This window comes from Parasphingorhabdus sp. JC815, from assembly GCF_040717415.1.
In the GTDB taxonomy this organism is placed as follows: domain Bacteria; phylum Pseudomonadota; class Alphaproteobacteria; order Sphingomonadales; family Sphingomonadaceae; genus Parasphingorhabdus.
Genome location: NZ_JBFEFM010000006.1, coordinates 25,147 through 51,844 on the forward strand (window position 1 = coordinate 25,147; position 26,698 = coordinate 51,844).

A 26,698-nucleotide genomic window follows, 5' to 3' on the forward strand; every position below is an offset into this window, starting at 1 on the left:
AAGGCGGGCTGACCCCCGAATATCATGCTGCATCGGCGCTATAGCCGCTCGGCTTGCGCCACCGCTTCCGATGCCCGTAGCGCTGATAATATCCGCATCAGATGGTGGACATTATGCACTTCCAGATCAATCTCGAACGTATGGAACGGAGCGTCACGATTGGTCATACGCAACCGGAGAATATTGGCATTGTGAAAAGCAAATATTCCGGTAATTTCCGCTAATGTGCCGGGCTTGTTATGAATGACCACCATTAGCCGCGCCGCCGCGCCGTCGGTTTCCGTGCCCCAGCTTAAATCAACCCAGTCGGCATCAACGCCATCCGCCAGCTTGAAACAGTCAATCGCGTGCACTTCGACATTCGCGCCGCTCCGGCGCAGGCCGACTATCCGGTCGCCGGGAACCGGATGGCAGCATTCTGCCAGATCAAATGCCACGCCGGGGGTTAAGCCCTTAATAGAGATTGCCCTGTCCTGTTCCGGCCATTCGCGGTCATCATCATCGTCATTTGCGCTACCCGGCATTATCGCTTCCATAACTTCACGGTCGCTAATCTTGCGGGTGCCGATTGCAAGCATCAGATCGTCTTTATCCTCCAGATCAAGACGTTTCAGCGCCGCTTTCAATGCCTTGTCCCCGACCTTTCCGGGCAAACGCTGTATAATCTCTTCATATAATTTGGTGCCGATTTCGATTATCTCGTCCCGCTCTTTGTGACGCACGAACCGACGGATCGCAGCGCGGGCTTTGCCGGTTATGACAAAGGACAGCCAACCGGGCTGTGGTTCCTGACCATCGGATTTCAATATTTCAACAACATCGCCATTGGCAAGCTGGGTTCTCAGCGGCACATGGCGGCCATTGACCTTGGCCCCGACCGTCTGGTTGCCAAGGTCCGTGTGCACCGCATAGGCAAAATCAACAGTCGTCGCGCCGCGTGGCATCTGTAGCAATGTGCCTTTGGGCGTGAAGGCGAATATCCGGTCCTGATACATCGCCAGCCGCGTGTTTTCGAGCAGCTCTTCAGCATCCTCGGCATGATCCAATATTTCGATAAGATCACGGATCCACCCTGCCTGACCGTCTGGCCCGCTGCCTCCCTGTTTATAGGCCCAGTGCGCCGCCAGCCCGAATTCATTGTCATTATGCATACGCAACGAACGGATCTGTATTTCTACGCGCATATTATTGCCGTACATGATCGTGGTGTGCAGCGATTGGTAGCCGTTGCGCTTGGGCGTCGAGATATAATCTTTGAACCGGCCCGGAACCATTTTCCATTTCTGGTGCAATATGCCCAGCGCACGGTAACATTCCGAGCTATTGTCGGTAATCACCCGAAACGCCATGATGTCGGGCAATTGTTCAAAGCTGACGTGCCTCTCCTGCATTTTGCGCCAGATGGAATAGGGGTGTTTTTCCCTCCCGCTGATTTCCGCGGACAGCCCACCAGCAGCCAGCGCCTTTTCCAGTGAGCGGACAATTTTCTGGACTTGGCCCTCGTCGCCCTTTTTAATCGCATCTAACCGTCCGGAGATTGTCTCATAAGCCTCCGGCTCCAAATGGCTGAACGCCAGAAGCTGCATCTCGCGCATATATTCATACATGCCGATGCGCTCTGCCAGCGGCGCATATATATCCATGGTTTCATGGGCTATGCGCTTGCGCTTTTCTTCGCTTTTAATGAAATGCAGCGTCCGCATATTGTGCAGCCGGTCCGCCAGCTTGACCAACAGCACACGGATGTCATCGGACATGGCGAGCAGGAATTTGCGTAAATTTTCCGCTGCACGTTCATTATCTGTCTGTGCCTCGATTTTTGACAATTTGGTCACGCCATCCACCATCCGGGCTATGTCTGCCCCGAACAGTTTCTCGATCTCCTCAACAGTGGTCAGCGTATCTTCCACTGTGTCGTGCAGCAAAGCGGTTACAATCGTCTGCTGGTCCAGCTTGAGGTCGGTCATTAAACCGGCCACCTCGATAGGATGGCTAAAATAAGGGTCCCCGCTCGCGCGTTTCTGGCTGCCATGCTTCTGGACAGAAAATACATAAGCGCGGTTAAGCAGATCCTCATCCGCTTCCGGGTCATAGCTGCGTACGCGCTCTACAAGTTCATATTGTCTTAACACAGCTATAAACTGTCTGGCTTTGCGTGGCGGGGCAACAAAAAAATAGCGTTGAAGCAACGCTTTCTACGGGAAAGACAAAGCTTCAACGCTTTAGTGTGACCGGCTGACCCCTTTCGTGATCACCAAGGGGGAGGGAAGAACCGGTCATGGGGAATATAGGTTGCAATAGAATATCTAATTGATCTGAATATAGGTTGCAATCGGATACTTATATTTTTTTTTGGGTTTGAACAAAACTGGTCTAGATAAGAGTTATGGAAAAACTGACGGAAAATCTCGCCGAGCTTGGAACAGGCTGCTCCCTACCCATTTCGCTTGAGGTAATCGGGGAACGCTGGTGTTTCATGATATTGCGCGCATCGTTCAATGGCGTGCGCCATTTTGAGAATTTTCTATCGGAAATCGGCATTGCACGCAACATATTGGCCAATCGTCTGACCCGGCTGGTTGAGGCAGGCATTATGTCCCGCCGCCCCTGTGAGCATGACCGCCGCAAAGTCGAATATCGCCTGACTGAAAAAGGATCGGACTTGTTATCGGTGATAGTCGCCATTCGCCAATGGGGCGAGAAATGGGAGACCGGTGTGCCGTCAAATCCGGTATTGGCCGATGCCAAGGACCGTCAACCGATTGCCCGGATTTCTATCCGCGCCCATGATGACCGGATATTGGGTCTGGCTGATCTCTGCTGGATTGACGAGGCAGAGCTTAGAAACCATTCATCCGGCAAAGATGGCTGTTCTGCCGACCGTGGCGATATGGTGGTTCGCCCGTTAAAAGAACTGGGCGAACCATCCGCAGCCTGAAGGCGCTTCTCCGCGAGTGAAATATGCGCTTATTCCTTTACATAGATGCTGTTTAGCGGGCGGGCCATGACGCGCTTAACAATCGGCTCGAAAAACTCCAGCGGCGCGCTATCATAATTGGCGTCAAAAGCGGCCTGATCATATTTTTCACAAAATTCGGCGCAGTCTTCAAAATGTTCATGACCACGAAACTGTTCGCGTAGATCGCGGTCCTGCCCGAGATGATGGAAAAAATAATAGCCCTGGAATATGCCGTGTTTCTCGGTAATCCAGTGCAGTTTTTCACTGACAAAGGGCTTCAGGATCGCGGCGGCGACATCGGGATGATTAAACGTGCATAATGTATCGCCAATATCGTGCAGCAAAGCCATGACGACATAATCATCAGGTCGCCCGTCCCGATGCGCGCGGGTTGCGGTTTGCAGGCTGTGTTCCAGTCTATCGACCGGAAACCCGCCATAATCCCCGTCCAGCAAGCGCAGATGATCCAACACACGGTCCGCGACCTTGCTCGCAAAAGGCATATAATGGCCGCTGATAATGCTCCAGTCTTCCTCTGTGCCTTCTTCCATCGAAGAAAATTTTGCTCGTAATTCGTTGGGACCGCCCATATCTCTCTCCTTGCTCGCACATTTCTTTACGGTGCGTTTCACTAGACCAATGTTATGCGATTCTTTCCCAATCGGCAATGGCACGCTATAGAAAGGCCTATGGCCGTTATGGAAATCCGTCCCCAGCCCTTTTTCGGCAATAAAAACCGGGCATTCTGGAACCTGCAATCCGCGGGATGGGCCGGTGTTCTCGCGCTGCGCGCAATATCCGGCATAGCCAATGGGCAAGCGCTCAGCTTTCTGTTGCCGATCATTATTTCAACTATTGTCGGCTATTCGATTTCACTGCTTTTATCAGTGGTTTACCAGAATCTTATTCACAAAAAGCCGATTATAACGTGGGTCACGACTATCATCAGCCTGTTTATCGCAACGGCGATATTCGCCTTTATTGATGCATGGGTATTCATCATTCAAAACCCGTCAATCGAAGCCGGTTTTGCTACTTTGTTCATCGGCTATGTCTTTGTTGATCTGACTCTGCTCGGCGCGTGGTCAGCACTTTATTATGCCATCAATTTCTTTTTGCGGGTCGAGGAACAGAACGACCAGCTTTTGCGGCTGGAAACACAGGCTACCCGCGCGCAACTGGCTATGTTGCGTTATCAGCTTAACCCCCATTTCCTTTTTAACACGCTCAACAGTATTTCAACCTTGGTGCTGCTGAAACAGACTGAACCGGCCAATGCCATGTTATCGCGCCTGTCTTCTTTCCTGCGACATACGCTGGTCAATGAAGTGCATAGCCGTGTAACTTTGGCGCAAGAGGTGGAAACGCTCCATCTGTATCTCGATATTGAGAAAATGCGTTTTGAAGAACGGCTGCGGCCCAGTTTCGATATTGACCCAGCGGTTCGCAATGCGCTGTTGCCATCGCTTTTGTTACAACCGCTTGTCGAAAATGCGATTAAATATGCCGTCACTCCGATGGAGGAAGGCGCCGATATTTCGGTTTCCGCCCGGCTTAAAAACGGCAAAGTGAGGATAAAAGTATCCGATACCGGACCCGGAAAAAATAATATGCCCGGCCAATCAAGCGGTTCTACGGGTGTGGGATTGGGAAATATTCAGGAGAGATTAAACCAGGCTTATGGAGAAGCCCATACGTTCGAAACCAAATCATCTGCAGGGGGCGGCTTTTCTGTCACTATTTCATTGCCATTTGAGACAAGACAACAGATTGAAAGAGAAGCCGCGCAAGATAGTGCGACGATTGAGCAAATCAGGAACGAAGCCATATTTGGGGAGCATGCATCTGATAAAAACCAAGGGAATCTCGTCACGAACCCTGCCGCGGTTTTATCACACCAAAAGGACTTAAACTCATGACGATAAAAACGATATTGGTCGATGACGAAAAACTCGCCACTCAAGGCCTACAGATTCGTTTAGCCGAATTTGAAGATATCGAAGTTATCGATACTTGCAGCAATGGCCGCGAAGCGATTCGCAAGATCAAGACTTTGAAGCCCGATCTGGTCTTTCTCGATATCCAGATGCCGGGCTTTGACGGCTTTTCGGTGGTGCAGGGTATCATGGAAATCGAACCGCCCTTGTTTATTTTCGTGACAGCCTATGCCGATCATGCGGTCAGGGCTTTTGAAGCAGAAGCGATTGATTATCTAGTCAAACCTGTTGAACCGGACCGGCTGGCTGATGCGCTGGAACGGGTCCGTAACCGCCTCACCGAAAAACGCGGCGCCGAAGAGATCGAAAAGCTGAAAAATGTGCTTAGCGAAGTGGCTCCCGCTGCCATGGCCGATCTGGAGAATTCCGACGAACCAGCCGCGTCCAGCCGCTATGAAAAACTGATTAACGTCAAAGACCGTGGCCAGATTTTCCGGGTCGATGTTGATACGATTGAACGCATTGATGCTGCTGGCGATTATATGTGCATCTATACCGCCGATAATTCGCTGATCCTGCGCGAAACCATGAAAGATCTGGAAAAGCGGCTTGATCCCCGCAATTTTCAGCGGGTCCATCGCTCAACCATCGTCAATCTGGGTCAGGTCCGCGAAGTAAAACCGCATACCAATGGCGAATGTTTTCTGGTCCTTGGCTCTGGCGCACAAGTAAAGGTAAGCCGTAGTTACCGCGATGTCGTAGCGCGCTTTGTGCATTAAGCATGATATAGACGCGCTTAATCGCGGCGGTCTTTGAAAAATTCGCGCAGCAACGCAGTAGATTCGGCTTCTTCGAAACCGGAATAGACTTCGGGAGCATGGTGGCAGGTGGCGGCGGCAAAAAAATTAACGCCGCTATCCACCGCGCCGCCTTTTGGATCTGCTGCGCCATAATAAAGACGCCTGATCCGCGCATGGGCAATGGCTCCGGCACACATGGTACATGGTTCCAGCGTTACCCAAAGGTCGCAATCGGTCAGCCTGTCTGTTCCCAGCCTTGCCGCAGCAGCGCGCAGGGCAAGTATCTCTGCATGGGCGGTAGGGTCGCTGGTGCCGCGCGGCTGGTTATGGCTTTCGGCAATAATTTCACCTTTACGCACGACCACAGCTCCGACAGGCACTTCGCCAGCCGATGCCGCGTTACGCGCTTGCACAAGGGCGCGGTGCATATATGTCCGGGTCCGGTCCATCACCGCCCGCTTTAAGCCGGTTTGGCAAAGCGGGCCAGATGATTTATCAAAGGCTAATCAAACGCGTACAGAACCTTTGGCCAGCAAGATATACAGCGCAAAGATAATTCCCGGGATGTAACCAAGGAGAGTAAGGACCACACTGATCCAGAAATTACTGTTCAACCCTTCCTGAATAAAAACGCCCAGCGGCGGCAGAAGGATAGCGAGGATTATTTTTAAAATTATCATATTTTGCCTTTCTTCGTCTGGTGAATAAACGCAGCAACCCAGGTTTCGTTGCAATAAAGGAAAGTTTACGGGTGGCCGGTGCTTGACGGACAGACGAATTGCCGCTAATTGCGCTGTCTTTCCTGCGGGAATCACTCATTAATAAAAAATTGGACAGAAACGATGTCGCGGATTTGCGAATTGACAGGTAAAACTCGGCTGATAGGCAATAACGTGTCGCACGCCAAAAACCGTACGAAGAAAACTTTCTTGCCGAATCTGCAAAATGTGACCTTGTTGTCCGATGCTCTTGGCAAAGGTGTCAAACTGCGCGTTTCGACCCATGGTCTGCGTTCGGTAGAGCATGTTGGCGGACTGGATAACTGGCTGCTCAAAACCTCTGATGACAAATTGAGCCTGCGTGCGCGCCGTATCAAAAAAGAAATCAGCAAAAAACAGGTCGCTGCCTAAATTACTGTTTTACAGTATTTATTTAGAAATCACTGAAAAGCCGGGGCGTGCCTCGGCTTTTGGTTTTTTGCGGCTTGCTTGGCTTTTCCTTTTCTTCTTTACCGGCAGTAACCGGAACTTCATCAGCAGCGTCTCTTGAAACAGGTTGAAATTATCATCTGACGCTATCCAGATGATTGTATCATCTCCTTCAACAGTCGCGGCGATTGCTTCCATATTATCTACCCGCATCGGTGACTTAAGCGTAGCGATAGGTTCCCCGCTCCAGACTTCACCCGGCGTGATTTTTGCCGGATCACCAATAGAAACAATAGCGGAAATGCCTTCCAGCGGCCTGAACCGGCGGTGCAACAACACAGCCCGTCCATCCGGCAATAATGCCGCATCGGTGATGACATATCCCTTTGGCGGACGATAACCGAACAGTTTTGCCGCGCTCTCTTCCGCCGGATCGCTATCAAATATCAACGCCTGATAAGCACCCTCAGCAAAATCCGCCGATTCAGAGAAAACAAGAAATCGGCCCTGCTCTCCCGCTTTTCCAGCAATATGCAACATCGCTTCGGCACCGCCATTCAACGGCCAGTCCTGCATGGCCTTGACCTTATGCGCGGCCTCTTTGCGCGCAAAGGAAGGCCCATAACGCCAGATACTATGGGCATGTTCAAAACCGACCCAATATTGTCCCGTTTCAGGATCATGGACTATCGATTCCGCGTCCCAGTTTTTTTTCGCAAACTGACTCTCTGGCCGCGGTCCATCTGGTAAAGGCGCAATGAAGGGTCGCTTTGCTGTCCCGCTTTCTCCATCCCCATCTTGCTGCGATAATGTAAAGCCGATCAAGACACCGGCATCGCTCAACATGATAAAGCGATTGTCCGGCAAGGCGAGCATGGAAGACACACCGCCAAAGTCGGCATTATCGCTTTCCAGCCGCCATCCGCGCAAAAATTCAAGCCTGCCCGCCCTTGTGCGAGAACCTGAATCAAAAGACACCGGTTTCAAACGGATATATTGGTCATCATTTCTGTCCGGCACCGGTCCGTGCACATAAGTTACCGGAACAAGAAAGAAAAATAATGAAATACAGGCAAATATTCGGATCACGGCACGCCCATAACCGATAAATAACGGCAAATATATTCTATTCTGGACCTTAATCCGGATGATGGGCTAGAGATAGTTTCCATGATTGCGAAAGGCCTTGTATGAAAAAGATCTACCCTGACGCTGCTACTGCACTGAAAGACTTGTTATTTGACGGTATGCATCTGTGTGTTGGCGGTTTTGGCTTGTGCGGCATCCCCGAGCGGCTGATCGACGCTGTGCAGGATAGCGGGACAAAAGATCTTACCATCGCCTCTAACAACGCGGGAATTGATGGCGAAGGTCTGGGCAAATTGCTGCGCTCGCGTCAGGTGAAAAAGATGATTTCCTCCTATGTCGGCGAGAATAAGGAATTTGAACGCCAGTTTCTTTCAGGAGAATTGGAAGTCGAATTCTGTCCCCAAGGAACTTTGGCCGAACGCTGCCGCGCAGGGGGAGCCGGGATACCGGGCTTCTATACCAAGACAGGGGTCGGCACACAGGTCGCGGAGGGCAAAGAACACAAGGATTTCGACGGGCAAACCTATATAATGGAACGCGGCATCTACGCCGACCTATGCCTTATCAAAGGGTGGAAAGCCGATAAGGCCGGAAATCTGATATTCCGCAAAACTGCCCGCAATTTCAATGCTCCAATGGCTACAGCGGGGAAAATCTGCGTCGCCGAAGTGGAAGAGATTGTCGAAGTGGGGGACATTGACCCGGACCATGTGCATCTGCCCGGCATCTATGTAAAGCGGCTGATCGACGGCTCACCTTATGACAAGAAAATCGAATTCACAATGACACGTCAGCGGGAGACGACATGATGGCTGATGCTTCCAAGGGGTGGACCCGCGATCAAATGGCCGCACGCGCAGCACAAGAATTGAAAGACGGCTATTATGTCAATCTGGGCATTGGCATACCGACGCTCGTCGCCAATCATATTCCGGACGGGGTTGAGGTCACGCTGCAATCGGAAAACGGCATGCTGGGCATTGGCCCCTTCCCTTATGAAGGAGAGGAAGACCCCGACCTTATCAACGCTGGCAAGCAAACGATTAGCGAGCTTAAATCCTCCAGCTATTTCGGCAGTGCCGACAGTTTTGCGATGATCCGCGGCGGGCATATTGATCTTACGGTTCTGGGCGCGATGGAAGTCGCGCAAAATGGTGATATTGCCAACTGGATGATCCCGGGAAAAATGATCAAGGGCATGGGCGGGGCTATGGACCTTGTTGCGGGGGTCAAGAAAATCATCGTCGTGATGGATCATTGTGCCAAAGATGGCAGTCCCAAATTTATTCCGGAATGTACCCTGCCGCTTACCGGAACCAATGTGGTTGATATGATTGTTACGGACCTTTGTGTATTTCACCGCCCTGACCATGACAGTCCGTTCAAACTGGTCGAACTGGCACCGGGCGTCACTGCCGAAGAAGTCGCGGATAAAACAACCGCGAGGTACATTCAGTAAGAGCCTGTATCAAAGCATGAATGACTGGTGCGCTCATGAAAATCTGGCGCATGATGCACACCGCTCAACCGTCTTAAGACGATATTTGGACGATAATTGCCAAGTCGACTGCGAAATTCATGCCAGCTTGCTGAGGCGCTAATTATCTGGCCGGTTCATCGGTCGATAAAGACTTGATTTCTGCGCGTATAAAGCACATCTGATTATTACAACCATAATGGATGTAATTTTAACTTGGATGAAAATGCAGGACCAGAATGACAGAAGCTGATAATAGAATGAACGAAACACTAATTGCTTTGACCTCGCAGATTGTGGTGGCTCATCTCAACAATAATAGTGTTGCCGTTTCAGACCTGCCATTGCTGATCAACAATGTGCATGGTGCCATGGCGGAGCTTACTGACGGCGCTCCTGCAAAGACAAAGCAAGAGCCGGCTGTGCCGATTGAAGATTCCATCCAACCGGATTATATTGTCTGTCTGGAAGACGGCAAAAAGTTCAAAATGCTGAAGCGTCACCTGATGACAAGCTATAATATGACCCCTGAAGAATATCGTGCCAAATGGGGCCTTCCACCGGATTACCCCATGGTATCTGCAAACTATTCAAAAGTGCGTAGCGGTCTGGCAACCCAAATCGGTTTAGGCCGAAATTAGGACAGCCAGCGCTTACTGGCGCTTTTCTATATAATATGCTCAATTCACTGGTGAAGTGAGCTGATGCTAGCTAAACAGACAGATGATTTATAGTGCCGCCTTCTGGCAAGGCACTATAATATACTGTGAAAGCTGAACATCTGACCGAAGCCACCCGAACATTCACCAAATCCCAACCGCGCCGGATTAGCGAAACAAAATTGTTTCTTTTGGCCATGGCATGCGCCGTGGCGGTGGCAAATGGCTATTATATCCATCCACTGATCGCCCCGGTCGGAGCAGAATTTGGTGTTGACGGATCGCTACTCGGTCTGGTCCCTGCGCTTAACCAGATTGCTTTGGCTCTGGGTATATTATTATTGTTGCCGCTCGGCGACCGGGTCAACAACCGCAAGCTGGTCATGACATTTGCCGCTGGCCAGTTTGCCGCCTTATTGGCCATGGCTACGGCACAGAATTTCAGCCTTTTTGTCGCAGCATCATCACTGCTCGGTTTTGTAACCATCACCCCTTATCTGCTGCCTGCCTATGTAACCAAGCGTGTTCGCCCGGACCGGATCGGCCATGTTACCGGCATTATGACATCCGGTATCACCGTCGGTTTGCTTGGCAGCCGCGCGGGCGCAGGTGTGTTGGGGCATTATTTCGGCTGGCGGTCGGCTTATTGGGTAGGCACATTGTTGACCTTGGTTCTGCTCTTTATCTTGTCGCGCATCATGGAAAAGGATGAAAGATTCCGCGATGATGACGAACCACAAGAAAGCTATGGCGCTCTGATCGCTTCGCTCTGGCCGATTATAAAAGCCATGCCTGACCTGCTATTAGCAGGGTTGCTGCAAGCCTTGTCCTTTGGTCTGTTTCTCGCTCTATGGCTGGGTATCGGCCTGCACGTTACCAGCCCGCAAATGGGCTATGGTGTTGATGTCGTTGGCTATCTTGCGCTGCTGGCTGTAACCAATGTTATCGCGGCGCCATGGTCTGGCAGGCTGGCCGACCGCATTGGCCCGGAAAATGCCCGCGTCCTGTTTGCCATTGCCCAGGTAATTGGCGTAATTTTACTGATGTTCGCAAGCAATAACCTCTGGATGCTGATCCTGCCGATCATCGTTAACAGTTTTGGCGGAGCCTCCATGGATATTTCCAATCGCACGATTTTGTTTAACCGGGCACCGGAAATCCGCACTCGTTTAATGACCATCTATATCGTCATCATGTTTATCGGCGGCGGCCTTTCAAGCTGGCTGGGTACCTCGGTTTATGCATGGGGCGGGTGGAATGGCATAGTTACAATGTCGCTTATATTTGTCAGCCTGATCATGGGCCTTACGGTCTGGGGCTTGCGGTTTCGCAAAGCTAAAGCTTGACCAGAACCTTGCCGATATTACCGCCGCTGAATAATTTATCATAAGCAGATAGCACATTTTCAATTCCCTCTGTCACATCAAAGGGCGTATCGATCAGTCCCTGTTCCAGCCAATCCTTCAACTGCACGCTTAGCCGCTCCCCCTGATCCATAAAATCGGGAGAGAAAAATCCCTCGACCCGCAACCGCTTCATCAATATCTGGTCAAAATTTACCGGCCCCTGCCCGCGTCCGTCACCACTATATTGTGCAAGCAATCCGCACAAAGCGATTCGGCCATAAAGCGCCATATTCGGCAGCACAGCATCGAGAATCGGTCCACCGACATTATCGAAATAGGCATTGATACCGCCATCAACTTTCGCCAGTTCCTGCGCTATATCGTCATTTTTATAATCAATAGCCCTGGTTAGGCCCAGATCATTTTCCAGCCAGCGGCATTTATCCGGCCCACCCGCCAGACCATAGACATTAGCCCCCAGAATCTTGGCAATCTGACATGCCAGCACGCCCGTTGCGCCAGCCGCTGCCGAAACCAGAACATTGTCCCCTGCTTTTACTCCGGCAGTTTCCTGAATGCCCCAAAGAGCAGTCCAGCCATTGAAACCCAACACTCCGAAATGTTGTTTGATATCGCTGATACCCCCGTCAACCTTGACCAGTCCGGCAAGCTCCGGCTCGATAACGGAATAGCGCGCCCATTGACCAAAACCGCGCACTAGATCGCCCTCGGCAAAGTCCGCATGACGAGACCGAACAATATATCCCAATACCAGACCGACCATTTTCGTGCCCAGTTCCAGCGGCGGTTGATAGCCGTCCTCCCGCTCTGTCATCCACATGCGTGTGCCAGCATCCATCGACAAATAGGCGCTTTTGACCAGTATCTGACCGTCGGCAATTTCCGGCATGGCTTCAGTTTCCAGAGAGAGCGCACCGGCAACATCATCACCCTCTGGCCGTTTGTTCAATCGCCAATAGTAGTTCTGCGTCATTGTTCCTGTCCCTTGTTGTGGACGGACAATTTAGAGCAGTTTCCCCTGTTCGATACTATTCTTATTAGCGGGACTGCTCTTATTGGCGGGGCTGGTCTTATTGGCGGGGCTGGTCTTATTGGGTGGAAGCGTGAACAGCATACCGTCTTCGCCCAGCACAACCGGCCCGTCAAAAACATCATCAACCCCTTTAAGATAATAGGATTTCAGATAATCAACGGGAACCGCCGGAATGATGTGGGTGAGGACCAGCATCTTTGCCTTGGCCGTCTGCGCTGATCCCGCTGCTTGCACAGGCGTGGTGTGATAATCCGGAATATCTGCCATTATTTTTTCCGGACCAGATCGCCCTGCTTTTTTCATCGCTGTCTGCACAATGCCGACCATTTCGCTATTCAGCGCTTCATGCACCAATATGTCACAGCCATTACAGGCGTTTTCGATAGCGTTATTTTTGGATGTGTCCCCGCTGAACACAACGGATCGGCCCTTATAATCAAACCTGTAACCGACCGCCGGAATAACGGGTATATGATGAACAGGAAAAGCAGTAATCTTTATACCTTCGCGGTTATAAACCACTTGCTCAACGCCCTGTTCGGGCAAAGCAAATGGCACGGCAATGCCACCGGCACCTGATGGCGGCATGACCTTTTCCCCATGATGGGCAACGCGATATGTGACATCTGCGGCATAAGCGGCGTTAATGCCCTCCACGATTGGCTCAACGCCTTCTGGCGCTACCACAGGCAGAGGCTCTGTCCGGTTTCCACCGGCCCATCGTTGCAGCAATAATTCTCCCATGCCGTCAATATGGTCGCTGTGGAAATGCGTGAGTAACAGGGCTTCGGTTGCTCCGGGATTAAGGCCCATCAGCCCCATATTACGCACCGCGCCGCCGCCAATATCAACGACGAACATCTTGCCATCAATAATCACAGCCGAGCAAGGACCGGCCCGCGCTGCATCGGGGAGCGGCGATCCGGTTCCGCAAAGCACGACGTGCATGCCGTCTGGCAGATCACCGATAACATCACGCGTCACCATTTTATCGACGGCGCGGACAAATATTCTCTCGCCTATCTGTTCACGAAAAATGGCGCCCGCAGCCACAACCAGCAGCACAAGTGCGAGCAGCCCGACCCCGAGTTTTTTCATATCTCCCCCCGATATTGGCCCTATTATTCAGCAGACCACCGGGCCACCAGACCTGTTTCTTGCGTTATGACTTTTTCTTTTCCGCGATCCAGTGATCGACATTCTTCTCCAAAATATTGAGCGGCACCGATCCCCCGCCCAGAACAGTGTCATGGAAACCGCGAATGTCAAAATCATCGCCCAGTGCCTTTTCCGCTTTTGCGCGTAGCTCCAGAATCTTTAACATACCGATCTTATAGCTGGTGGCCTGCCCCGGCATGACCAGATAGCGGCGCACTTCCGACCGTACTGCTGTTTCGGGAATCGGTGAATTGGCGAGAAAATATTCCACCGCCTTTTCTTCGCTCCATCCCTTCGCATGTAGACCCGTGTCCACGACCAGCCGGATAGCGCGCCATATTTCAGTGGTTAACCGGCCAAAGTCGGAATAGGGGTCCGCATAAGCGCCCATTTCCTTTGCCAGCAGTTCCGAATAAAGCCCCCATCCTTCACCAAAGGCCGGGATATAACCGCCCTGCGCCCGGAATTTAGGAATCCCGGTCAGTTCCTGTGCTATCGAGCTTTGCATATGGTGGCCCGGATTACCTTCATGATAGGCAATGACTTCCAGGCTGTGGATCGGCATCGCCCGCATGTCGGACAAATGGGCATAATAGGTTCCGGGCCGTGTGCCATCCGGTGTGCCGGGCCGATAATGCTGGGCCGCGCCGTCCTGCTCACGGAAAGGCTCCACCCGCTTCACTTGCAGGTCGGCTTTCGGCAATATTCCGAAAAAGTCCGGAAGGCGTGTTTTAATGAACGCCAGATGTTTTTCGGCGGCATCAATATAATCCTGTGCGCCCTTGTCATCATTTGAGTAATAAAATTGATCATCCTCGCGCAGGAACGTGAAGAAGGCTTGCAGGTCGCCGTCAAATCCTACCTTGTTCTTGATTTCTTCCATCTCGCCGCGAATACGTGCAACCTCGGAAAGGCCGATATTATGTATCTGGTCAGCGGTCAGATCCGTGGTGGTCTGATTGGCAAGACGGTAATTATAATAGGCCTCGCCACCCGGCAATTCGGAGACGCCAAAGGGAGCTTCCTTCGTATTGGGCATATCCTGTTTGAACCACGCTATGATCCGCTCATAGGCCGGTTTCAGCGCCCCGGTGAGCGCTTGGCGCGCCTGTTCTTTCAATGCATCCGACCGGCTTTGGGTAATCTTTCCGGCTTTGACAAGCGAAGCCAGTTTGCTTTGCGTTGCTTCCCACAGGGCAGAGGGTTCGCCATCGTCAAAAGGCGCGCCGGTGGTGATTTTGCCGGACTGGTCGATGACGCCTTCATAGGCAAAGCGCGGCGGACGGGTTCCGGCCTTGGCATTGCTTTGCGCCCGCTCAAGCAGTTGGTCGAGTGCCCGCGCGCTTCCCTTTATTCGCTCTATAAAAGCCAGCATATCATCTTCACTGGCAACGCGATGCTGGTTGATTAGGAACGTCGGAAAAAATGACTGCTGCCCATTGAACTGGTGCAATACATAGGCATTTTTCCGGAATGGAACTCCTGCTTCCATTTGCCCCAGATTATATAGCCACATGTCCCAGGATATTTTCGCGTCTTGCGTCAATTTGTCATAATCAAATTCACGCTTCATTTCCGTCGTGGCATTTCTCATCCACTCTAACTGACGGTCTGCTGCCGCGACTGAAAAATCATCAATCTGGTCATAAGCCGTTTTACGGCCCAGAAAAGTCTGCCTGATCGGACTGAAAGCCAGTTGCTCTTCGAACTTTTTGTCAAACCAGATGTTAAGCCGCTCGGTTTCAGACTGCTGCGCCTCAGCACCGCTCTCGGTCGCTGCCACCTGCACCGGAGCAATCCCCGCACAGCCGGTCAGTGTTGTGGTTGCCAATATGAGTGTGAGAAATTTTGTCATGCAAACTGGTCCCTAAGAAAATATTTCAGTTGCAACTACATGACATAATCTAGTCTTTTTGCAAATATCCCTGAACAGATGAATAAAAAGGGGCCGGAAGTTTCCTTCCAGCCCCTGTTGTAATCAGCAAAAGCCGAATAGGTGGATTGGCTTAGAAGCCCATTCCGCCCATTCCGCCTCCCATGCCGCCCATGTCGGGCATACCGCCGCCAGCAGCTGGTTTTTCTTCTGGGACTTCAGCGATGGCCGCTTCTGTCGTGATCAACAGGCCAGCAACCGAAGAAGCGTCCTGCAATGCAGCGCGCACAACTTTGGTCGGGTCGATCACACCGGATTTGACAAGGTCTTCATAAACATCGGTTGATGCGTTGAAGCCAAATTCCTTGCTGTCCTGGTCGAGTAGTTTGCCAGCAACAACCGCACCGTCAAAGCCAGCATTTTCAGCAATCTGACGAACAGGTGCCTGAAGTGCTTTACGAACAATGTCGATACCGCGGGTCTGGTCGTCGTTGATACCCTCAAGGCCATCCAGAGCAGATGTTGCATAGAGAAGTGCAGCACCGCCGCCCGGGACAATACCTTCTTCAACAGCAGCGCGCGTTGCATGCAATGCATCGTCAACACGGTCTTTCTTCTCTTTCACTTCAACTTCGGTCGCACCGCCGACTTTGATCACGGCAACACCGCCAGCGAGTTTCGCCAAACGCTCTTGCAGTTTTTCTTTGTCATAGTCGGATGTGGTGTTTTCAATCTGTGCACGGATCGCTTCAACGCGAGCTTTAATGTCTTCCGATTTACCAGCACCGTCAACAATGGTGGTGTTGTCTTTATCGATTGTGACATTTTTCGCTTCACCGAGCATGTTCAGTGTAACGCTTTCGAGCTTGATACCCAGATCTTCGGAGATCATTTCACCTTTGGTGAGGATCGCGATATCTTCGAGCATTGCTTTACGGCGATCACCGAAACCAGGTGCTTTTACCGCAGCAATTTTCAGGCCACCGCGCAATTTGTTGACCACCAGAGTCGCCAGCGCTTCGCCTTCAATGTCTTCAGCGATAATCAAAAGCGGACGTCCAGCTTGCACAACAGCTTCCAGAATCGGGAGCATAGGCTGCAAGTTGGTCAGCTTTTTCTCGTGGATCAGGATGTAAGGATTTTCGAGGTCCGCAATCATCTTGTCCGGGTTGGTGATGAAATATGGAGACAGGTAGCCGCGGTCAAACTGCATGCCCTCAACCACGTCGAGTTCAAAGTCGAGACCTTTGGCTTCTTCAACCGTGATGACGCCTTCTTTGCCGACTTTTTCCATCGCTTCAGCAATTTTTTCGCCGACTTCTTTGTCACCATTGGCAGAAATGATACCAACCTGAGCGATTTCAGCGCTGCCTTTGACATTTTTCGAGCTCTTTTTGAGATCGCCTACAACTGCTTCAACAGCCTGATCGATACCGCGCTTCAAATCCATCGGGTTCATGCCGGCGGACACTGACTTCATGCCTTCCTTGACAATCGCCTGAGCCAAAACGGTCGCTGTGGTGGTGCCGTCACCAGCAATATCGTTGGTTTTCGATGCTACTTCGCGCAACATTTGTGCGCCCATATTTTCGAACTTGTCCTTCAGTTCGATGTCCTTGGCAACCGATACACCATCTTTGGTAATCCGCGGTGCGCCAAATGATTTGTCGAGCACCACGTTACGGCCTTTAGGGCCCAAGGTTACTTTTACGGCGTCAGCCAGCGTGTTTACACCGTTCAGGATGCGTTCGCGTGCATCACGCCCAAATTTTACATCTTTAGCAGCCATTTTCTACTTTCCTTTTTCTGTACTTCCAACGTGCTCAAACAAAGCTCGCCAGAGTATATTTGATTATCGTTCCGCCAGTTCATCGCTCAACAAATATAAGACGAACGAGAAAGCGAAATTCAAAAAAGCCGGATATTTTACCCAGATATTACTCAACGATGCCGAGAATATCGCTTTCTTTCATGATGATCAGTTCTTCACCGTCAACGGTGACTTCTGTTCCGGACCATTTGCCAAACAGAATGCGATCGCCCTTTTTAACATCAAGCGCAATTACGTCGCCATCGTCGTCTTTCAGACCATTGCCAACCGCGACAACTTCACCTTCGGACGGCTTTTCCTGTGCGCTATCTGGAATGATAATCCCGCCAGCGGTTTTGGTATCCGCCTCTACGCGGCGAACCAGTACACGATCATGTAGTGGACGAAATTTCATATATTTCCCTTTCTTGTCCAAAATTCCTTCCTGCGGCCCTGCTCTAATAGCTAGAGACATCAGGAATATATTCGATGGAGGATTAGCACTCAGTTAGGTCGAGTGCTAACCACGCCCATATGGGCTATAATTTTTTCGCGTCAAGACTTAGCAGAAAATATTGCGAAGGAATTTTTACAGTGATCTGTGTTCTTAATTTAAGCCTGAATATCAGCTCTTTTCCGCGCGCCATTCCAATGCTGTCCACGCTTCACAGAACATATTGTTCAACTGCATCTTATCTGCTGGTAATCTAATGCCCACATAACCATATCAAGTCGCATAAACTTATCGAAAAGTGGTAACCTCTGGAGAGCTGCCGCTTATTTATAGTGCCGCCTATCTGGGAGAATAATGAGAATGCAATTTGCGCGAGCAGCCTGGAAATTTCTGGTAGCAATTAAAGACGCTCTGGTATTGATTGCGATGCTATTGTTCTTTGCGGCGCTCTATGCGGCTTTATCCGCTCGCCCCAATGTCGCGACAGTCGGAGAGGGCGCACTTCTCTTGGATCTTAACGGCGTAATTGTTGAGCAGCCAGCCACATTGGGCTTTTTGTCAATGTTGACCGCCGATGAAAACTCCGTCCGTGAATATCGGTTACGCGATGTCATTCGCGCTATTGATGCCGCTGCGAAGGATGACCGGGTTAAAGCTATAGTGCTTGATCTCAGTAGTTTTATGGGCAGTGGCCAGACCAGCCTGACCGCCGTTGGCGAAGCACTGGACCGGGCAAAAAAATCAGACAAGCCGATTTATGCCTTTGCCAATTTTTACAGCGATGACAGTTATCAACTGGCGGCCCATGCCGATGAAATCTGGATGGATCCAATGGGCGGGATTGCAATTGCTGGACCGGGCGGCAATCGGCTCTATTATAAGAAGCTGATCGAGCAAATTGGCGTCACAGCCCATATCTATCGGGTCGGCACCTATAAAAGCGCGGTTGAACCCTATATGCGCGCTGACCAGTCCCCCGAAGCCAAGAAAGCATCCCAAGCATTATATTCCGTATTGTGGGATAGCTGGGTGGATGAAGTTCAAAAAGCGCGGCCACAAGCGGTCATCCGGCCCTATGCGAATGATCCGGCCCGTTTCATAAAGGCCGCTGGCGGCGATTTTACCAAGGTCGCGACTGAACAGAAATTGATCGACAAGATTGGCGACAAAATTGCCTTCTCCCGTTTTGTCGCCAGAAAAGTGGGAAAAGATAATAAACCCTCGCCCGACAGTTTCAAAAGCATAAACTATGATAGTTTTCTCGCCGCTCACCCGCTGGAAAAAAGCGGCAAGCCCATTGGCGTGATAACCGTCGCCGGTGAAATTGTTGGTGGTAAGGATGAACCTGGCATCGCGGCCAGTGGCCGTATATCCGAACAAATATACAAAGCGCTGGAGAAAGAGGAAATCAAGGCCCTGGTCGTACGGGTTGATTCACCCGGCGGTTCGGCCTTTGCCAGCGAGGAAATCCGACTGGCCCTGGTTGATATCAAGAAAGCAGGCATACCTATCGTCATTTCAATGGGCGATGTCGCAGCTAGCGGCGGCTATTGGGTCGCCGCCGCCGGTGATCATATCATGGCCGAACCCGATACGATTACCGGTTCGATCGGCGTGTTTGCCGTTTTGCCAAGCTTTGAAAAGCTTTTGGGCAAATGGGGTGTCACTGCTGACGGCGTACAGACAACACCGCTTTCGGGTGAACCGGATTTTGCCGGTGGATTTAGCGACGACCTTGATACGATCCTGCAATCCGGCGTTGAGCATAGCTATCAGAATTTTCTAAGTCTGGTTGGCAAAGCGCGGGGTAAAACCAATGCCCAAGTGGACGAAATTGGTCAGGGCCGCGTCTGGGATGGGGGCACTGCGCGACAATTGGGGCTGATCGACAGCTTTGGCGGCATGGACGACGCACTGGCCGAGGCTGCGAAACGGGCTGGTTTGAAAGAGGGGGAATATTATCCCAAATATCTTGAATCCACTTCAGCCTTCCAGTTTCTACCCCTGAACGGGCTACCCTTTGGCAAGGCCAAGCAGGCTCCTGTAACGGATATGGTCGGCTGGATCGCGCGTCAGCAAAAGACTATTTTTGCCGAAGCGCTAGCAACCGCACGCGGACTTATGGCGCGTGAAGATGTGCAGGCGCTATGTCTGGAATGCGGCGGTAACTGGCATCAGGTAAAAAGCGGGACGCCGGATCTGTTCATGCTGCTGAAAAGCTATTCACTATCTCCGGCGCCGCGATAAGGTGGCAAGGCTAACCCTTTCACAATCGCCAGACCGCGCAAAATGAAACCGGCAGAAAAGGCTATGATAGCAGCCACAAACCCGGTGACACCTATCTGGACCAGCCCGACGAAGGAAAAAGCAGCCAGCGCCCCTGCTGTGACGTAAAGTTCGGGGCGGATAATGATTGATGGCTCTCCGGCAATCAGGTCGCGGATTACGCCACCGACACAGCCGGTAAATATCCCCATGATAGCCGCAGGCACCGGATCAATGCCCAATTGCATGGCTTTGGCCGCGCCGAACACCGAATAGGCTGCCAGGCCGATCGCATCGAACCAGTCTACCGCTGCCGGACGCCATATCCGGACCGGCGTAACCCAAACGATCAGCGCAATGGCAAGACACAGCACCGGAACGCGGCTGTCCTGCACCCAAAACACTGGCGCTCCGATCAAAAGATCACGCACTGTTCCTCCGCCGACCCCCGTAACAAGAGTAAAAAACCCGAAGGTCACCAGAGTATGCCCGTGGCGAGCAGCGACCAATGCGCCCGAAATAGCGAATACGCCGATCCCCAGAAGGTCAAGCCATCCTAGTGCATTGAAGAGAATGGTAGCTTCCATATATTTCCCCGTGGCTCCGCCTGAAAAAGTTCCAGAACGGACAAGATACAGATTAGCAATAGGCGCAATGCCACGCTCAAACTATGGCTCTTAGGCTTTTGCCAACCAAGGAAATTAGATATGGATTGGCTTGCTTTGCACGGCCATCGCGGCTTCTTTAATCGCTTCGCTATGCGTTGGATGGGCGTGACAAGTATAGGCAATATCTTCGCTGGTCGCGCCAAATTCCATGGCCTGAGTGACCTGAGCAACCATTGTTCCAGCCAGCGACGAGATAATATGCGCGCCCAGCACCCGGTCGGTCTTTGCATCCGCAATGACCTTTACATAGCCATCGGTATCGCGGTTGGTTTTCGCACGGCTATTGCCCGCAAACGGGAATTTTCCGACCTTATACTCAACGCCGCTTTCTTTGACCTCTTCCTCGGTCTTGCCAATGCTGGCAATTTCAGGGTGGGTATAGACCACGCTGGGGATCAAGTCATGATTGACAATGCCCTGTTGCCCCGCAATAAATTCAGCCGCAGCAATCCCCTCATCCTCAGCCTTGTGAGCGAGCATCGGACCCGGCGTGACATCACCAATGGCATAGACGCCTTTTACCGCCGTCTGAAAATCATCACCGACTTCAATCTGTCCGCGATCATTGGTTTCCAGTCCGGCGTTATCAAGCGCAAGCCCATCGGTGTTTGGCCGACGACCAATTGCCACCAGCACCGCATCTGCTTCGATTGTTTCTGCATCTCCGCCTTTGGCCGGTTCTACGGTCAGAGTCGCTTTCTTGCCCTTGACTGTCACTCCGGTAACCTTGGCACCGGTTTTAATATCAAACCCCTGTTTTTTGAACAGGCGCGCGCTATCCTTGCGAATATCGCCATCCATCCCGGGTAATATCTGGTCCAGATATTCAACCACCGTGACTTTCGCGCCAAGACGCATCCATACACTGCCCAGTTCCAGCCCGATGACACCACCACCGATGACAACCATATGACCGGGCACTTTCGGCAGTTCCAGCGCGCCTGTACTGTCCACAACAATATGCTTGCTATTGTCGATTTCCACACCCGGCAGCGGTGTTACCGAAGACCCGGTTGCAATAATGATATTTTTCGCGGTGACTGTTTTATCACCAACCTTGACGCTGTTCGCGCTTTCAAATGCGCCGCGCCCTGTCAGCCATTCGACTTTGTTCTTTTTGAACAGAAACGCGATACCACCCGTCAGCTCTTCTACGGCTTTTGATTTTTCGGCGTGCATCTGTTTCAGGTCGAGCTTTGTCCCGCTCAGGTTGATGCCGAATTTCTCAAGCGCGCCGGAATGTGCTTCCTGATAGATTTCCGAAGCATGGAGCAATGCCTTTGAAGGAATACAGCCAACATTAAGACAGGTTCCACCCAGTGTTTCACGGCTTTCCACGCAGGCGGTTTTCAAACCGAGTTGCGCGGCGCGTATCGCAGCGACATAACCACCGGGGCCAGAGCCGATTACCAGAACGTCATAGTCGAAATTGTCGGTCATAATTCTCTCTTCGTTTGTATTCCTGCGAAGGCAGGAACCCAGGGTAAGCTATAACAAACTTTCAAATTTATCTTTCCACTGTGGATTCTCGTTTTCTATCAGCCTGAGTTTCCACGCCCGCTTCCATTTTTTCATCTGTAGTTCGCGTCGTCGCGCTTCTTGTATATCATCGTGAACCTCGAACCAAACCAGCAGCTTGCAATCATAGTCCTTTGAAAAACCGTCGATCAATCCGTTCCGATGCTGGTAAGCGCGCTGGGGCAGATTACTTGTGACACCCAGATAAATTGTTCCGTTGCGCTTATTCGCCATTAAATAGACAAAGCCCGGCCTCATGATTGCTTGTCATAATGATGCTGTATCTTGGTTCTCCGTTATTCTGTTCCATCCTGGGCTCCTGCATTCGCAGGAGCACAAGTTTCTATTGCCTACAAATCAATCAATAGCCGGGTCGGATCTTCAATCGCTTCCTTGATCCGCACGAGGAAGGTCACAGCTTCGCGGCCATCAATCAAACGGTGGTCATAACTCAAAGCCAGATACATCATCGGGCGCGCCTTTATTTCACCATCCGGCATGACAACGGCACGCTGCTCAATCCGGTGAAGGCCCAGAACCGCCGATTGCGGCGGATTGATAATCGGCGTTGACATAAGCGAACCAAATACGCCGCCGTTCGAGATGGTGAACGTGCCGCCTTTCATTTCCGCCATGGTCAAAGTGCCGTCTTGTGCGCGCTTGCCAAAGTCACCGATCGTATTCTCAACATCGGCAAAGCTCATATTTTCGGCATTGCGGATCACCGGCACGACCAGACCGTTCGGCGCGCTTACCGCCACCGAAATATCGACATAATCATGATAGACTATTTCATCGCCATCAATTTGCGCGTTGACCGATGGCACATCTTTCAGCGCAAGGCAGGCAGCCTTGGCAAAAAAGCCCATAAAGCCAAGTCTTACGCCGTGTTTCTTGGCAAATAGATCCTTATATTTGCTCCGCGCTTCCATCACGGCGGTCATGTCGACATCGTTAAATGTCGTCAGCAAAGCAGCCGTGTCCTGCGCTTCTTTCAGGCGTCTGGCTACGGTTTGGCGCAGACGGGTCATCCGTACACGCTCTTCTTTGCGGCTGCCCTGTTCGCTCTTAGCGTTGCCGCTGGCCGATCCAGAAGATGCCGACTGGGCCTCAGCGGCTTTTGCTGTCTCTTTTTCTGCGGCAGATTCTTGAGCGCCCGATTTTACATATTTCTCGACATCATCCTTGGTCAGGCGGCCATCTTTGCCCGTGCCCTTAATCTGGCTTGGGTCCACGCCATGCTCAAGCACCAGACGGCGGACCGCTGGTGACAAGGTAATCGAAGACGCAGGATCCTCGTCGGTGTTTTGTTCGGCTGAAGTCGTTGCCGTGGTTGATGCCGGTGCTGCTTTCGCTGAAGAAGCTACCGCGCCATCGCCCGCTTCGATAGAAGTGATGATCGTCCCCACCTCTACTGTATCGCCGACCGCAACCACATGCTCGCCCAGAACGCCAGCCACCGGAGCGGGAACTTCCAGTGCCACTTTATCGGTTTCCAGACTGGCTAAGGGTTCATCCGCCTCAACCGCATCGCCCGGCTGTTTGAGCCATTCACCCAAGGTCGCTTCGGTAATTGATTCGCCTAGTGCGGGGACCGTTACATCTGTTGCCATTGTCTTTTGCTCACTTTCATCGGCGGATCGCTCCGCGCTCAATCAATATTTTTAATGCCCCAAAGCTTCAGCAATCAACTTTTCCTGCTGCTCTTTGTGCCGCGAAGCCAGACCGGTTGCTGGTGAGGCAGAAGGTTCACGCCCGGCATATACCGGATTGGCAGGCCCGACGCCCGCTTCTTCCAGACATTCTTCCAGATATGAACGGACAAAATGCCAGCTGCCGTTATTTTGCGGTTCTTCCTGTGCCCATACCAGTGTTTCCAGATTCTTCATACGCTTCAAACGTACCACCAGCGGTTCCGACGGGAATGGGTAAAGCTGTTCAATCCGTACAATCGAGGTGTTTTTATCACCGGCAGCATCGCGTGCTTCGATAAGATCATAAGCAACCTTACCCGAACATAGGATCAGTCGTTTAATATCCTTGTCCGCAGGCGGGCTGGTATCGGACTTGATCCGCATGAAGTGGTGATCACCGAAAAATTCTTCAGCGCTCGACACCGCCAATTTGTGGCGAAGCAGCGATTTCGGCGTCATGATGATGAGCGGTTTACGGAAACTGCGTAGCATCTGACGGCGTAGAATATGGAAATAGTTGGCCGGTGTTGTGATGTTCGCTACCTGAATATTATCCTGCGCGCACAATTGCAAAAACCGCTCCAGCCGCGCCGAGCTATGCTCCGGTCCCTGCCCCTCATACCCGTGGGGTAACAGCATCACGAGACCGTTCGCACGCAACCATTTTGCTTCGCCAGAGGCAACAAACTGGTCAATCATGATTTGCGCGCCATTGGCAAAATCACCAAATTGCGCTTCCCATAATACCAGCGTTTTCGGATCAGCGCCGGCGTAACCATATTCAAAGCCCAGCACGCCATATTCGGAAAGCGGGCTATCGAGCACATCGAACCGGCCATGCGGAACCGTGTTTAACGGTACATATTCTTTTTCATTATCCTGATCGACCCAGACGGCATGACGCTGGCTGAATGTGCCGCGCCCGCTGTCCTGACCGGAAAGACGGACGTTATAGCCCTCGGAAAGCAGCGATCCAAAGGCCAGCGCCTCGCCCGTTGCCCAGTCGAAATTCTCACCCGTTTCAAACATCTTCGCCTTGGCGTCCAGAACGCGGGCCAGCGTTTTATGGATATTATGATCGTCAGGAACGGTGGTCAGAGTCCGGCCAAGGCTATCGAACAATTTTTTGTCAATCGCCGTTTCAACATTACGCCGCGCTGTTTCCGGATCAGCCGGAGCGTGAAGCCCCCGCCACCGGCCACCAAACCAGTCAGCCTTACCGGCTTTATAATGGGCCGCTTCCTTGAATTGCGTTTCCAGAAGCTCGGCAAATGCCTTACGCTTGGCCGCGCCCCAATCGGCGTCAATCAACCCTTCGTCAATCAACCGTTGTTCATAAATCTTGCTGACTTTGGGATGCTTTTTGATAGCATCATACATGATCGGCTGGGTAAAGCTCGGCTCGTCGCCTTCGTTATGGCCAAAACGGCGATAGCACCACATGTCGATTACAATATCGCGGCCAAAACGCTGGCGGAATTCAATCGCGATCTTGCAAGCAAAAGTTACTGCTTCAGGATCATCGCCATTTACATGGAAAATCGGCGCCTGCACCCCTTTGGCAACATCCGATGGATAAGGCGAAGAACGCGCAAATTTCGGGCTGGTCGTGAAACCGATTTGGTTGTTGATCACGAAATGGATACAGCCGCCGGTATTATAACCATGAATGCCGGAAAAGCCGAGACATTCCCAAACAATTCCTTGACCGGCAAAAGCCGCATCACCGTGGATCAGCACGGGCAAGACCTGATCATGTTTTTCCAGATCATCACGCGCCACTTGCTGCGCGCGAACTTTGCCCAGAACAACCGGGTCAACCGCTTCCAGATGAGATGGATTGGGAACAAGGCTCATATGCACATTGATACCGTCAAACTCACGGTCGGTGGATGTCCCCAGATGATATTTCACATCACCCGAACCGCCCACATCTTCCGGATTAGCAGAGCCGCCGTGGAATTCGTGGAAGATAACCTTATACGGTTTGGCCATGACGTTGGCGAGAATGTTCAAACGCCCGCGGTGGGCCATGCCGTATACAATATCGCGCACGCCGACCTGACCACCATATTTGATGATATTTTCAAGCGCGGGCAGCATGGATTCGCCGCCATCCAGACCAAAACGCTTGGTCCCGACATATTTCTTGCCGAGGAAATTTTCATATTCCTCACCCTCAATCACCTTGTTGAGGATCGCTTTCTTGCCTTCGGGTGTGAAGTGGATTTCTGCGTCCTTGCCTTCAAAACGGTCCTGCAGAAAACGCCGTTCCTCGACATCGGCAATATGCATATATTCAAGGCCGACATGCCCGCAATAATTGGCGCGCAGCACGGCTTCGATTTCGCGGATCGAAGCCGTTTCAAAACCCAGAACACCGCCCAGATAAACCGGCTTGTCCATTTCATCCGCGGTAATACCATGAAACTCCGGCGTCAGATCAGCCGGTTCATCCAGCTTTGACAGGCCCAGAGGATCAAGATTGGCGCCCAGATGGCCACGCACCCTGAATGTCCGGATCAGCATCATCGCGCGGATAGAATTTTCCGCCGCTTCCGCCACTTCGGCATCAGACATGGTCTTGCCGGATTTTTCGGCAGCAGCTTTAATCTCGATACCCATTTTCGTGGGGTCGAGCGCACTGTTCAACTCATCCGCATCATCAATCGGCCAATGCTTTTTTTGCCAGCTTGGCCCTGTTTCCTTTGCGGAACTATCTATAAATTCACGACCTTCAAGTCCCATGATCAATTCCTTGGGGAGAGGGTATTGACCCTCTGCACACG

At 51.7% G+C, this 26,698-nt stretch carries 24 protein-coding genes; 9 read left to right on the forward strand and 15 right to left on the reverse strand.

Annotation, left to right across the window (positions count from 1 at the left end; all coding sequences use genetic code 11):
- Nucleotides 1-38: 38 nt before the first annotated feature.
- On the reverse strand, nt 39-2,132 hold the full coding sequence (locus AB1K62_RS12875; protein ID WP_367004099.1) for a bifunctional (p)ppGpp synthetase/guanosine-3',5'-bis(diphosphate) 3'-pyrophosphohydrolase: 2,094 nt from the start codon (nt 2,130-2,132) through the stop codon (nt 39-41).
- A 254-nt stretch (nt 2,133-2,386) separates the two neighbouring features.
- On the opposite strand from AB1K62_RS12875, the gene AB1K62_RS12880 reads away from it, so the two are divergent.
- Complete coding sequence (locus tag AB1K62_RS12880) at nt 2,387-2,938, forward strand: helix-turn-helix domain-containing protein (RefSeq protein WP_367004100.1); 552 nt, start codon at nt 2,387-2,389, stop codon at nt 2,936-2,938.
- A 29-nt stretch (nt 2,939-2,967) separates the two neighbouring features.
- Here AB1K62_RS12880 and AB1K62_RS12885 read toward each other — a convergent pair whose 3' ends face one another.
- Nucleotides 2,968-3,549, reverse strand: coding sequence for an HD domain-containing protein (locus AB1K62_RS12885; RefSeq protein ID WP_367004101.1), 582 nt, complete (start codon nt 3,547-3,549; stop codon nt 2,968-2,970).
- A 99-nt stretch (nt 3,550-3,648) separates the two neighbouring features.
- On the opposite strand from AB1K62_RS12885, the gene AB1K62_RS12890 reads away from it, so the two are divergent.
- Nucleotides 3,649-4,878 (forward strand): histidine kinase, encoded by a 1,230-nt coding sequence (locus tag AB1K62_RS12890; protein WP_367004103.1) that lies wholly within the window; start codon nt 3,649-3,651, stop codon nt 4,876-4,878.
- Nucleotides 4,875-5,675, forward strand: a complete 801-nt coding sequence (locus tag AB1K62_RS12895; RefSeq protein ID WP_367004105.1) for a LytTR family DNA-binding domain-containing protein — start codon at nt 4,875-4,877, stop codon at nt 5,673-5,675. The genes AB1K62_RS12890 and AB1K62_RS12895 overlap by 4 nt, the downstream gene beginning before the upstream one ends.
- A 17-nt stretch (nt 5,676-5,692) precedes the next feature.
- Here the strand turns inward: AB1K62_RS12895 and tadA are convergent, their stop codons facing one another.
- On the reverse strand, nt 5,693-6,145 hold the full coding sequence (tadA, locus tag AB1K62_RS12900; RefSeq protein ID WP_367004106.1) for a tRNA adenosine(34) deaminase TadA: 453 nt from the start codon (nt 6,143-6,145) through the stop codon (nt 5,693-5,695).
- 57 nt (nt 6,146-6,202) lie between these two features.
- Nucleotides 6,203-6,376: a YqaE/Pmp3 family membrane protein gene (locus AB1K62_RS12905; RefSeq protein ID WP_367004108.1), complete on the reverse strand. Its 174-nt coding sequence runs from the start codon at nt 6,374-6,376 to the stop codon at nt 6,203-6,205.
- 162 nt (nt 6,377-6,538) lie between these two features.
- On the opposite strand from AB1K62_RS12905, the gene rpmB reads away from it, so the two are divergent.
- Nucleotides 6,539-6,826, forward strand: a complete 288-nt coding sequence (rpmB, locus tag AB1K62_RS12910) for a 50S ribosomal protein L28 (RefSeq protein WP_367004110.1) — start codon at nt 6,539-6,541, stop codon at nt 6,824-6,826.
- A gap of 18 nt (nt 6,827-6,844) precedes the next feature.
- Here rpmB and AB1K62_RS12915 read toward each other — a convergent pair whose 3' ends face one another.
- Entirely contained in the window at nt 6,845-7,933 is a 1,089-nt protein-coding gene (locus AB1K62_RS12915) for an esterase-like activity of phytase family protein (RefSeq protein WP_367004112.1), read from the reverse strand.
- Between the two features lie 101 nt (nt 7,934-8,034).
- On the opposite strand from AB1K62_RS12915, the gene AB1K62_RS12920 reads away from it, so the two are divergent.
- The 4 genes from AB1K62_RS12920 to AB1K62_RS12935 all read left to right on the forward strand — a co-directional run bounded on the left by AB1K62_RS12920 (nt 8,035) and on the right by AB1K62_RS12935 (nt 11,415).
- Nucleotides 8,035-8,742: a CoA transferase subunit A gene (locus AB1K62_RS12920; protein ID WP_367004114.1), complete on the forward strand. Its 708-nt coding sequence runs from the start codon at nt 8,035-8,037 to the stop codon at nt 8,740-8,742.
- Nucleotides 8,739-9,392 carry a CoA transferase subunit B gene (locus tag AB1K62_RS12925; RefSeq protein ID WP_367004116.1) on the forward strand — a complete coding sequence of 218 codons (654 nt, stop codon included), beginning with the start codon at nt 8,739-8,741 and terminating at the stop codon, nt 9,390-9,392. The genes AB1K62_RS12920 and AB1K62_RS12925 overlap by 4 nt, the downstream gene beginning before the upstream one ends.
- 257 nt (nt 9,393-9,649) lie before the next feature.
- Nucleotides 9,650-10,051, forward strand: coding sequence for a MucR family transcriptional regulator (locus AB1K62_RS12930; RefSeq protein ID WP_367004117.1), 402 nt, complete (start codon nt 9,650-9,652; stop codon nt 10,049-10,051).
- 125 nt (nt 10,052-10,176) lie between these two features.
- Entirely contained in the window at nt 10,177-11,415 is a 1,239-nt protein-coding gene (locus AB1K62_RS12935) for an MFS transporter (RefSeq protein WP_367004119.1), read from the forward strand.
- On the opposite strand, the gene AB1K62_RS12940 is transcribed toward AB1K62_RS12935, so the two are convergent.
- The 5 genes from AB1K62_RS12940 to AB1K62_RS12960 form a co-directional block, all read right to left on the reverse strand.
- The gene (locus AB1K62_RS12940) at nt 11,405-12,409 is read right to left on the reverse strand and encodes an NADP-dependent oxidoreductase (RefSeq protein WP_367004121.1); all 1,005 of its coding nucleotides are present in this window, start codon (nt 12,407-12,409) and stop codon (nt 11,405-11,407) included. The two genes, AB1K62_RS12935 and AB1K62_RS12940, sit on opposite strands and share 11 nt — an antisense overlap.
- A 30-nt stretch (nt 12,410-12,439) precedes the next feature.
- Complete coding sequence (locus AB1K62_RS12945; RefSeq protein ID WP_367004123.1) at nt 12,440-13,567, reverse strand: MBL fold metallo-hydrolase; 1,128 nt, start codon at nt 13,565-13,567, stop codon at nt 12,440-12,442.
- 64 nt (nt 13,568-13,631) lie between these two features.
- On the reverse strand, nt 13,632-15,482 hold the full coding sequence (locus AB1K62_RS12950; protein ID WP_367004125.1) for a DUF885 domain-containing protein: 1,851 nt from the start codon (nt 15,480-15,482) through the stop codon (nt 13,632-13,634).
- A 151-nt stretch (nt 15,483-15,633) separates the two neighbouring features.
- Complete coding sequence (groL, locus tag AB1K62_RS12955) at nt 15,634-17,289, reverse strand: chaperonin GroEL (RefSeq protein ID WP_367004127.1); 1,656 nt, start codon at nt 17,287-17,289, stop codon at nt 15,634-15,636.
- Between the two features lie 148 nt (nt 17,290-17,437).
- Nucleotides 17,438-17,725 (reverse strand): co-chaperone GroES, encoded by a 288-nt coding sequence (locus AB1K62_RS12960; RefSeq protein WP_367004128.1) that lies wholly within the window; start codon nt 17,723-17,725, stop codon nt 17,438-17,440.
- A gap of 393 nt (nt 17,726-18,118) precedes the next feature.
- On the opposite strand from AB1K62_RS12960, the gene sppA reads away from it, so the two are divergent.
- Entirely contained in the window at nt 18,119-20,011 is a 1,893-nt protein-coding gene (sppA, locus tag AB1K62_RS12965) for a signal peptide peptidase SppA (RefSeq protein WP_367004129.1), read from the forward strand.
- Here sppA and AB1K62_RS12970 read toward each other — a convergent pair.
- From AB1K62_RS12970 to AB1K62_RS12990, 5 genes are all read right to left on the reverse strand, one after another.
- A complete protein-coding gene (locus AB1K62_RS12970; RefSeq protein WP_367004130.1) occupies nt 19,984-20,616 on the reverse strand; it encodes a trimeric intracellular cation channel family protein in 633 nt (210 codons plus the stop codon). The genes sppA and AB1K62_RS12970 overlap by 28 nt on opposite strands.
- Before the next feature lie 114 nt (nt 20,617-20,730).
- Nucleotides 20,731-22,137 carry a dihydrolipoyl dehydrogenase gene (gene lpdA, locus AB1K62_RS12975; RefSeq protein ID WP_367004132.1) on the reverse strand — a complete coding sequence of 469 codons (1,407 nt, stop codon included), beginning with the start codon at nt 22,135-22,137 and terminating at the stop codon, nt 20,731-20,733.
- A 48-nt stretch (nt 22,138-22,185) separates the two neighbouring features.
- Nucleotides 22,186-22,473, reverse strand: a complete 288-nt coding sequence (locus AB1K62_RS12980) for a GIY-YIG nuclease family protein (RefSeq protein ID WP_367004133.1) — start codon at nt 22,471-22,473, stop codon at nt 22,186-22,188.
- A 92-nt stretch (nt 22,474-22,565) separates the two neighbouring features.
- Complete coding sequence (odhB, locus tag AB1K62_RS12985; RefSeq protein ID WP_367004135.1) at nt 22,566-23,828, reverse strand: 2-oxoglutarate dehydrogenase complex dihydrolipoyllysine-residue succinyltransferase; 1,263 nt, start codon at nt 23,826-23,828, stop codon at nt 22,566-22,568.
- A 51-nt stretch (nt 23,829-23,879) separates the two neighbouring features.
- The gene (locus AB1K62_RS12990; RefSeq protein ID WP_367004137.1) at nt 23,880-26,657 is read right to left on the reverse strand and encodes a 2-oxoglutarate dehydrogenase E1 component; all 2,778 of its coding nucleotides are present in this window, start codon (nt 26,655-26,657) and stop codon (nt 23,880-23,882) included.
- Nucleotides 26,658-26,698 lie beyond the last annotated feature (41 nt).

Bases quoted from the DNA above. Each gene is read 5' to 3' on its own strand.
- AB1K62_RS12880 (WP_367004100.1), top strand. From the start codon at position 2,387: ATGGAAAAACTGACGGAAAATCTCGCCGAGCTTGGAACAGGCTGCTCC.
- AB1K62_RS12925 (WP_367004116.1), top strand. From the start codon at position 8,739: ATGATGGCTGATGCTTCCAAGGGGTGGACCCGCGATCAAATGGCCGCA.
- AB1K62_RS12885 (WP_367004101.1), bottom strand. From the start codon at position 3,549: ATGGGCGGTCCCAACGAATTACGAGCAAAATTTTCTTCGATGGAAGAA.
- AB1K62_RS12990 (WP_367004137.1), bottom strand. From the start codon at position 26,657: ATGGGACTTGAAGGTCGTGAATTTATAGATAGTTCCGCAAAGGAAACA.
- AB1K62_RS12940 (WP_367004121.1), bottom strand. From the start codon at position 12,409: ATGACGCAGAACTACTATTGGCGATTGAACAAACGGCCAGAGGGTGAT.
- AB1K62_RS12960 (WP_367004128.1), bottom strand. From the start codon at position 17,725: ATGAAATTTCGTCCACTACATGATCGTGTACTGGTTCGCCGCGTAGAG.
- groL (WP_367004127.1), bottom strand. From the start codon at position 17,289: ATGGCTGCTAAAGATGTAAAATTTGGGCGTGATGCACGCGAACGCATC.
- odhB (WP_367004135.1), bottom strand. From the start codon at position 23,828: ATGGCAACAGATGTAACGGTCCCCGCACTAGGCGAATCAATTACCGAA.
- AB1K62_RS12895 (WP_367004105.1), top strand. From the start codon at position 4,875: ATGACGATAAAAACGATATTGGTCGATGACGAAAAACTCGCCACTCAA.
- AB1K62_RS12980 (WP_367004133.1), bottom strand. From the start codon at position 22,473: ATGAGGCCGGGCTTTGTCTATTTAATGGCGAATAAGCGCAACGGAACA.
- AB1K62_RS12920 (WP_367004114.1), top strand. From the start codon at position 8,035: ATGAAAAAGATCTACCCTGACGCTGCTACTGCACTGAAAGACTTGTTA.
- AB1K62_RS12930 (WP_367004117.1), top strand. From the start codon at position 9,650: ATGACAGAAGCTGATAATAGAATGAACGAAACACTAATTGCTTTGACC.
- AB1K62_RS12905 (WP_367004108.1), bottom strand. From the start codon at position 6,376: ATGATAATTTTAAAAATAATCCTCGCTATCCTTCTGCCGCCGCTGGGC.
- sppA (WP_367004129.1), top strand. From the start codon at position 18,119: ATGAGAATGCAATTTGCGCGAGCAGCCTGGAAATTTCTGGTAGCAATT.
- AB1K62_RS12945 (WP_367004123.1), bottom strand. From the start codon at position 13,567: ATGAAAAAACTCGGGGTCGGGCTGCTCGCACTTGTGCTGCTGGTTGTG.
- AB1K62_RS12950 (WP_367004125.1), bottom strand. From the start codon at position 15,482: ATGACAAAATTTCTCACACTCATATTGGCAACCACAACACTGACCGGC.
- rpmB (WP_367004110.1), top strand. From the start codon at position 6,539: ATGTCGCGGATTTGCGAATTGACAGGTAAAACTCGGCTGATAGGCAAT.
- AB1K62_RS12890 (WP_367004103.1), top strand. From the start codon at position 3,649: ATGGCCGTTATGGAAATCCGTCCCCAGCCCTTTTTCGGCAATAAAAAC.
- AB1K62_RS12970 (WP_367004130.1), bottom strand. From the start codon at position 20,616: ATGGAAGCTACCATTCTCTTCAATGCACTAGGATGGCTTGACCTTCTG.
- lpdA (WP_367004132.1), bottom strand. From the start codon at position 22,137: ATGACCGACAATTTCGACTATGACGTTCTGGTAATCGGCTCTGGCCCC.
- tadA (WP_367004106.1), bottom strand. From the start codon at position 6,145: ATGGACCGGACCCGGACATATATGCACCGCGCCCTTGTGCAAGCGCGT.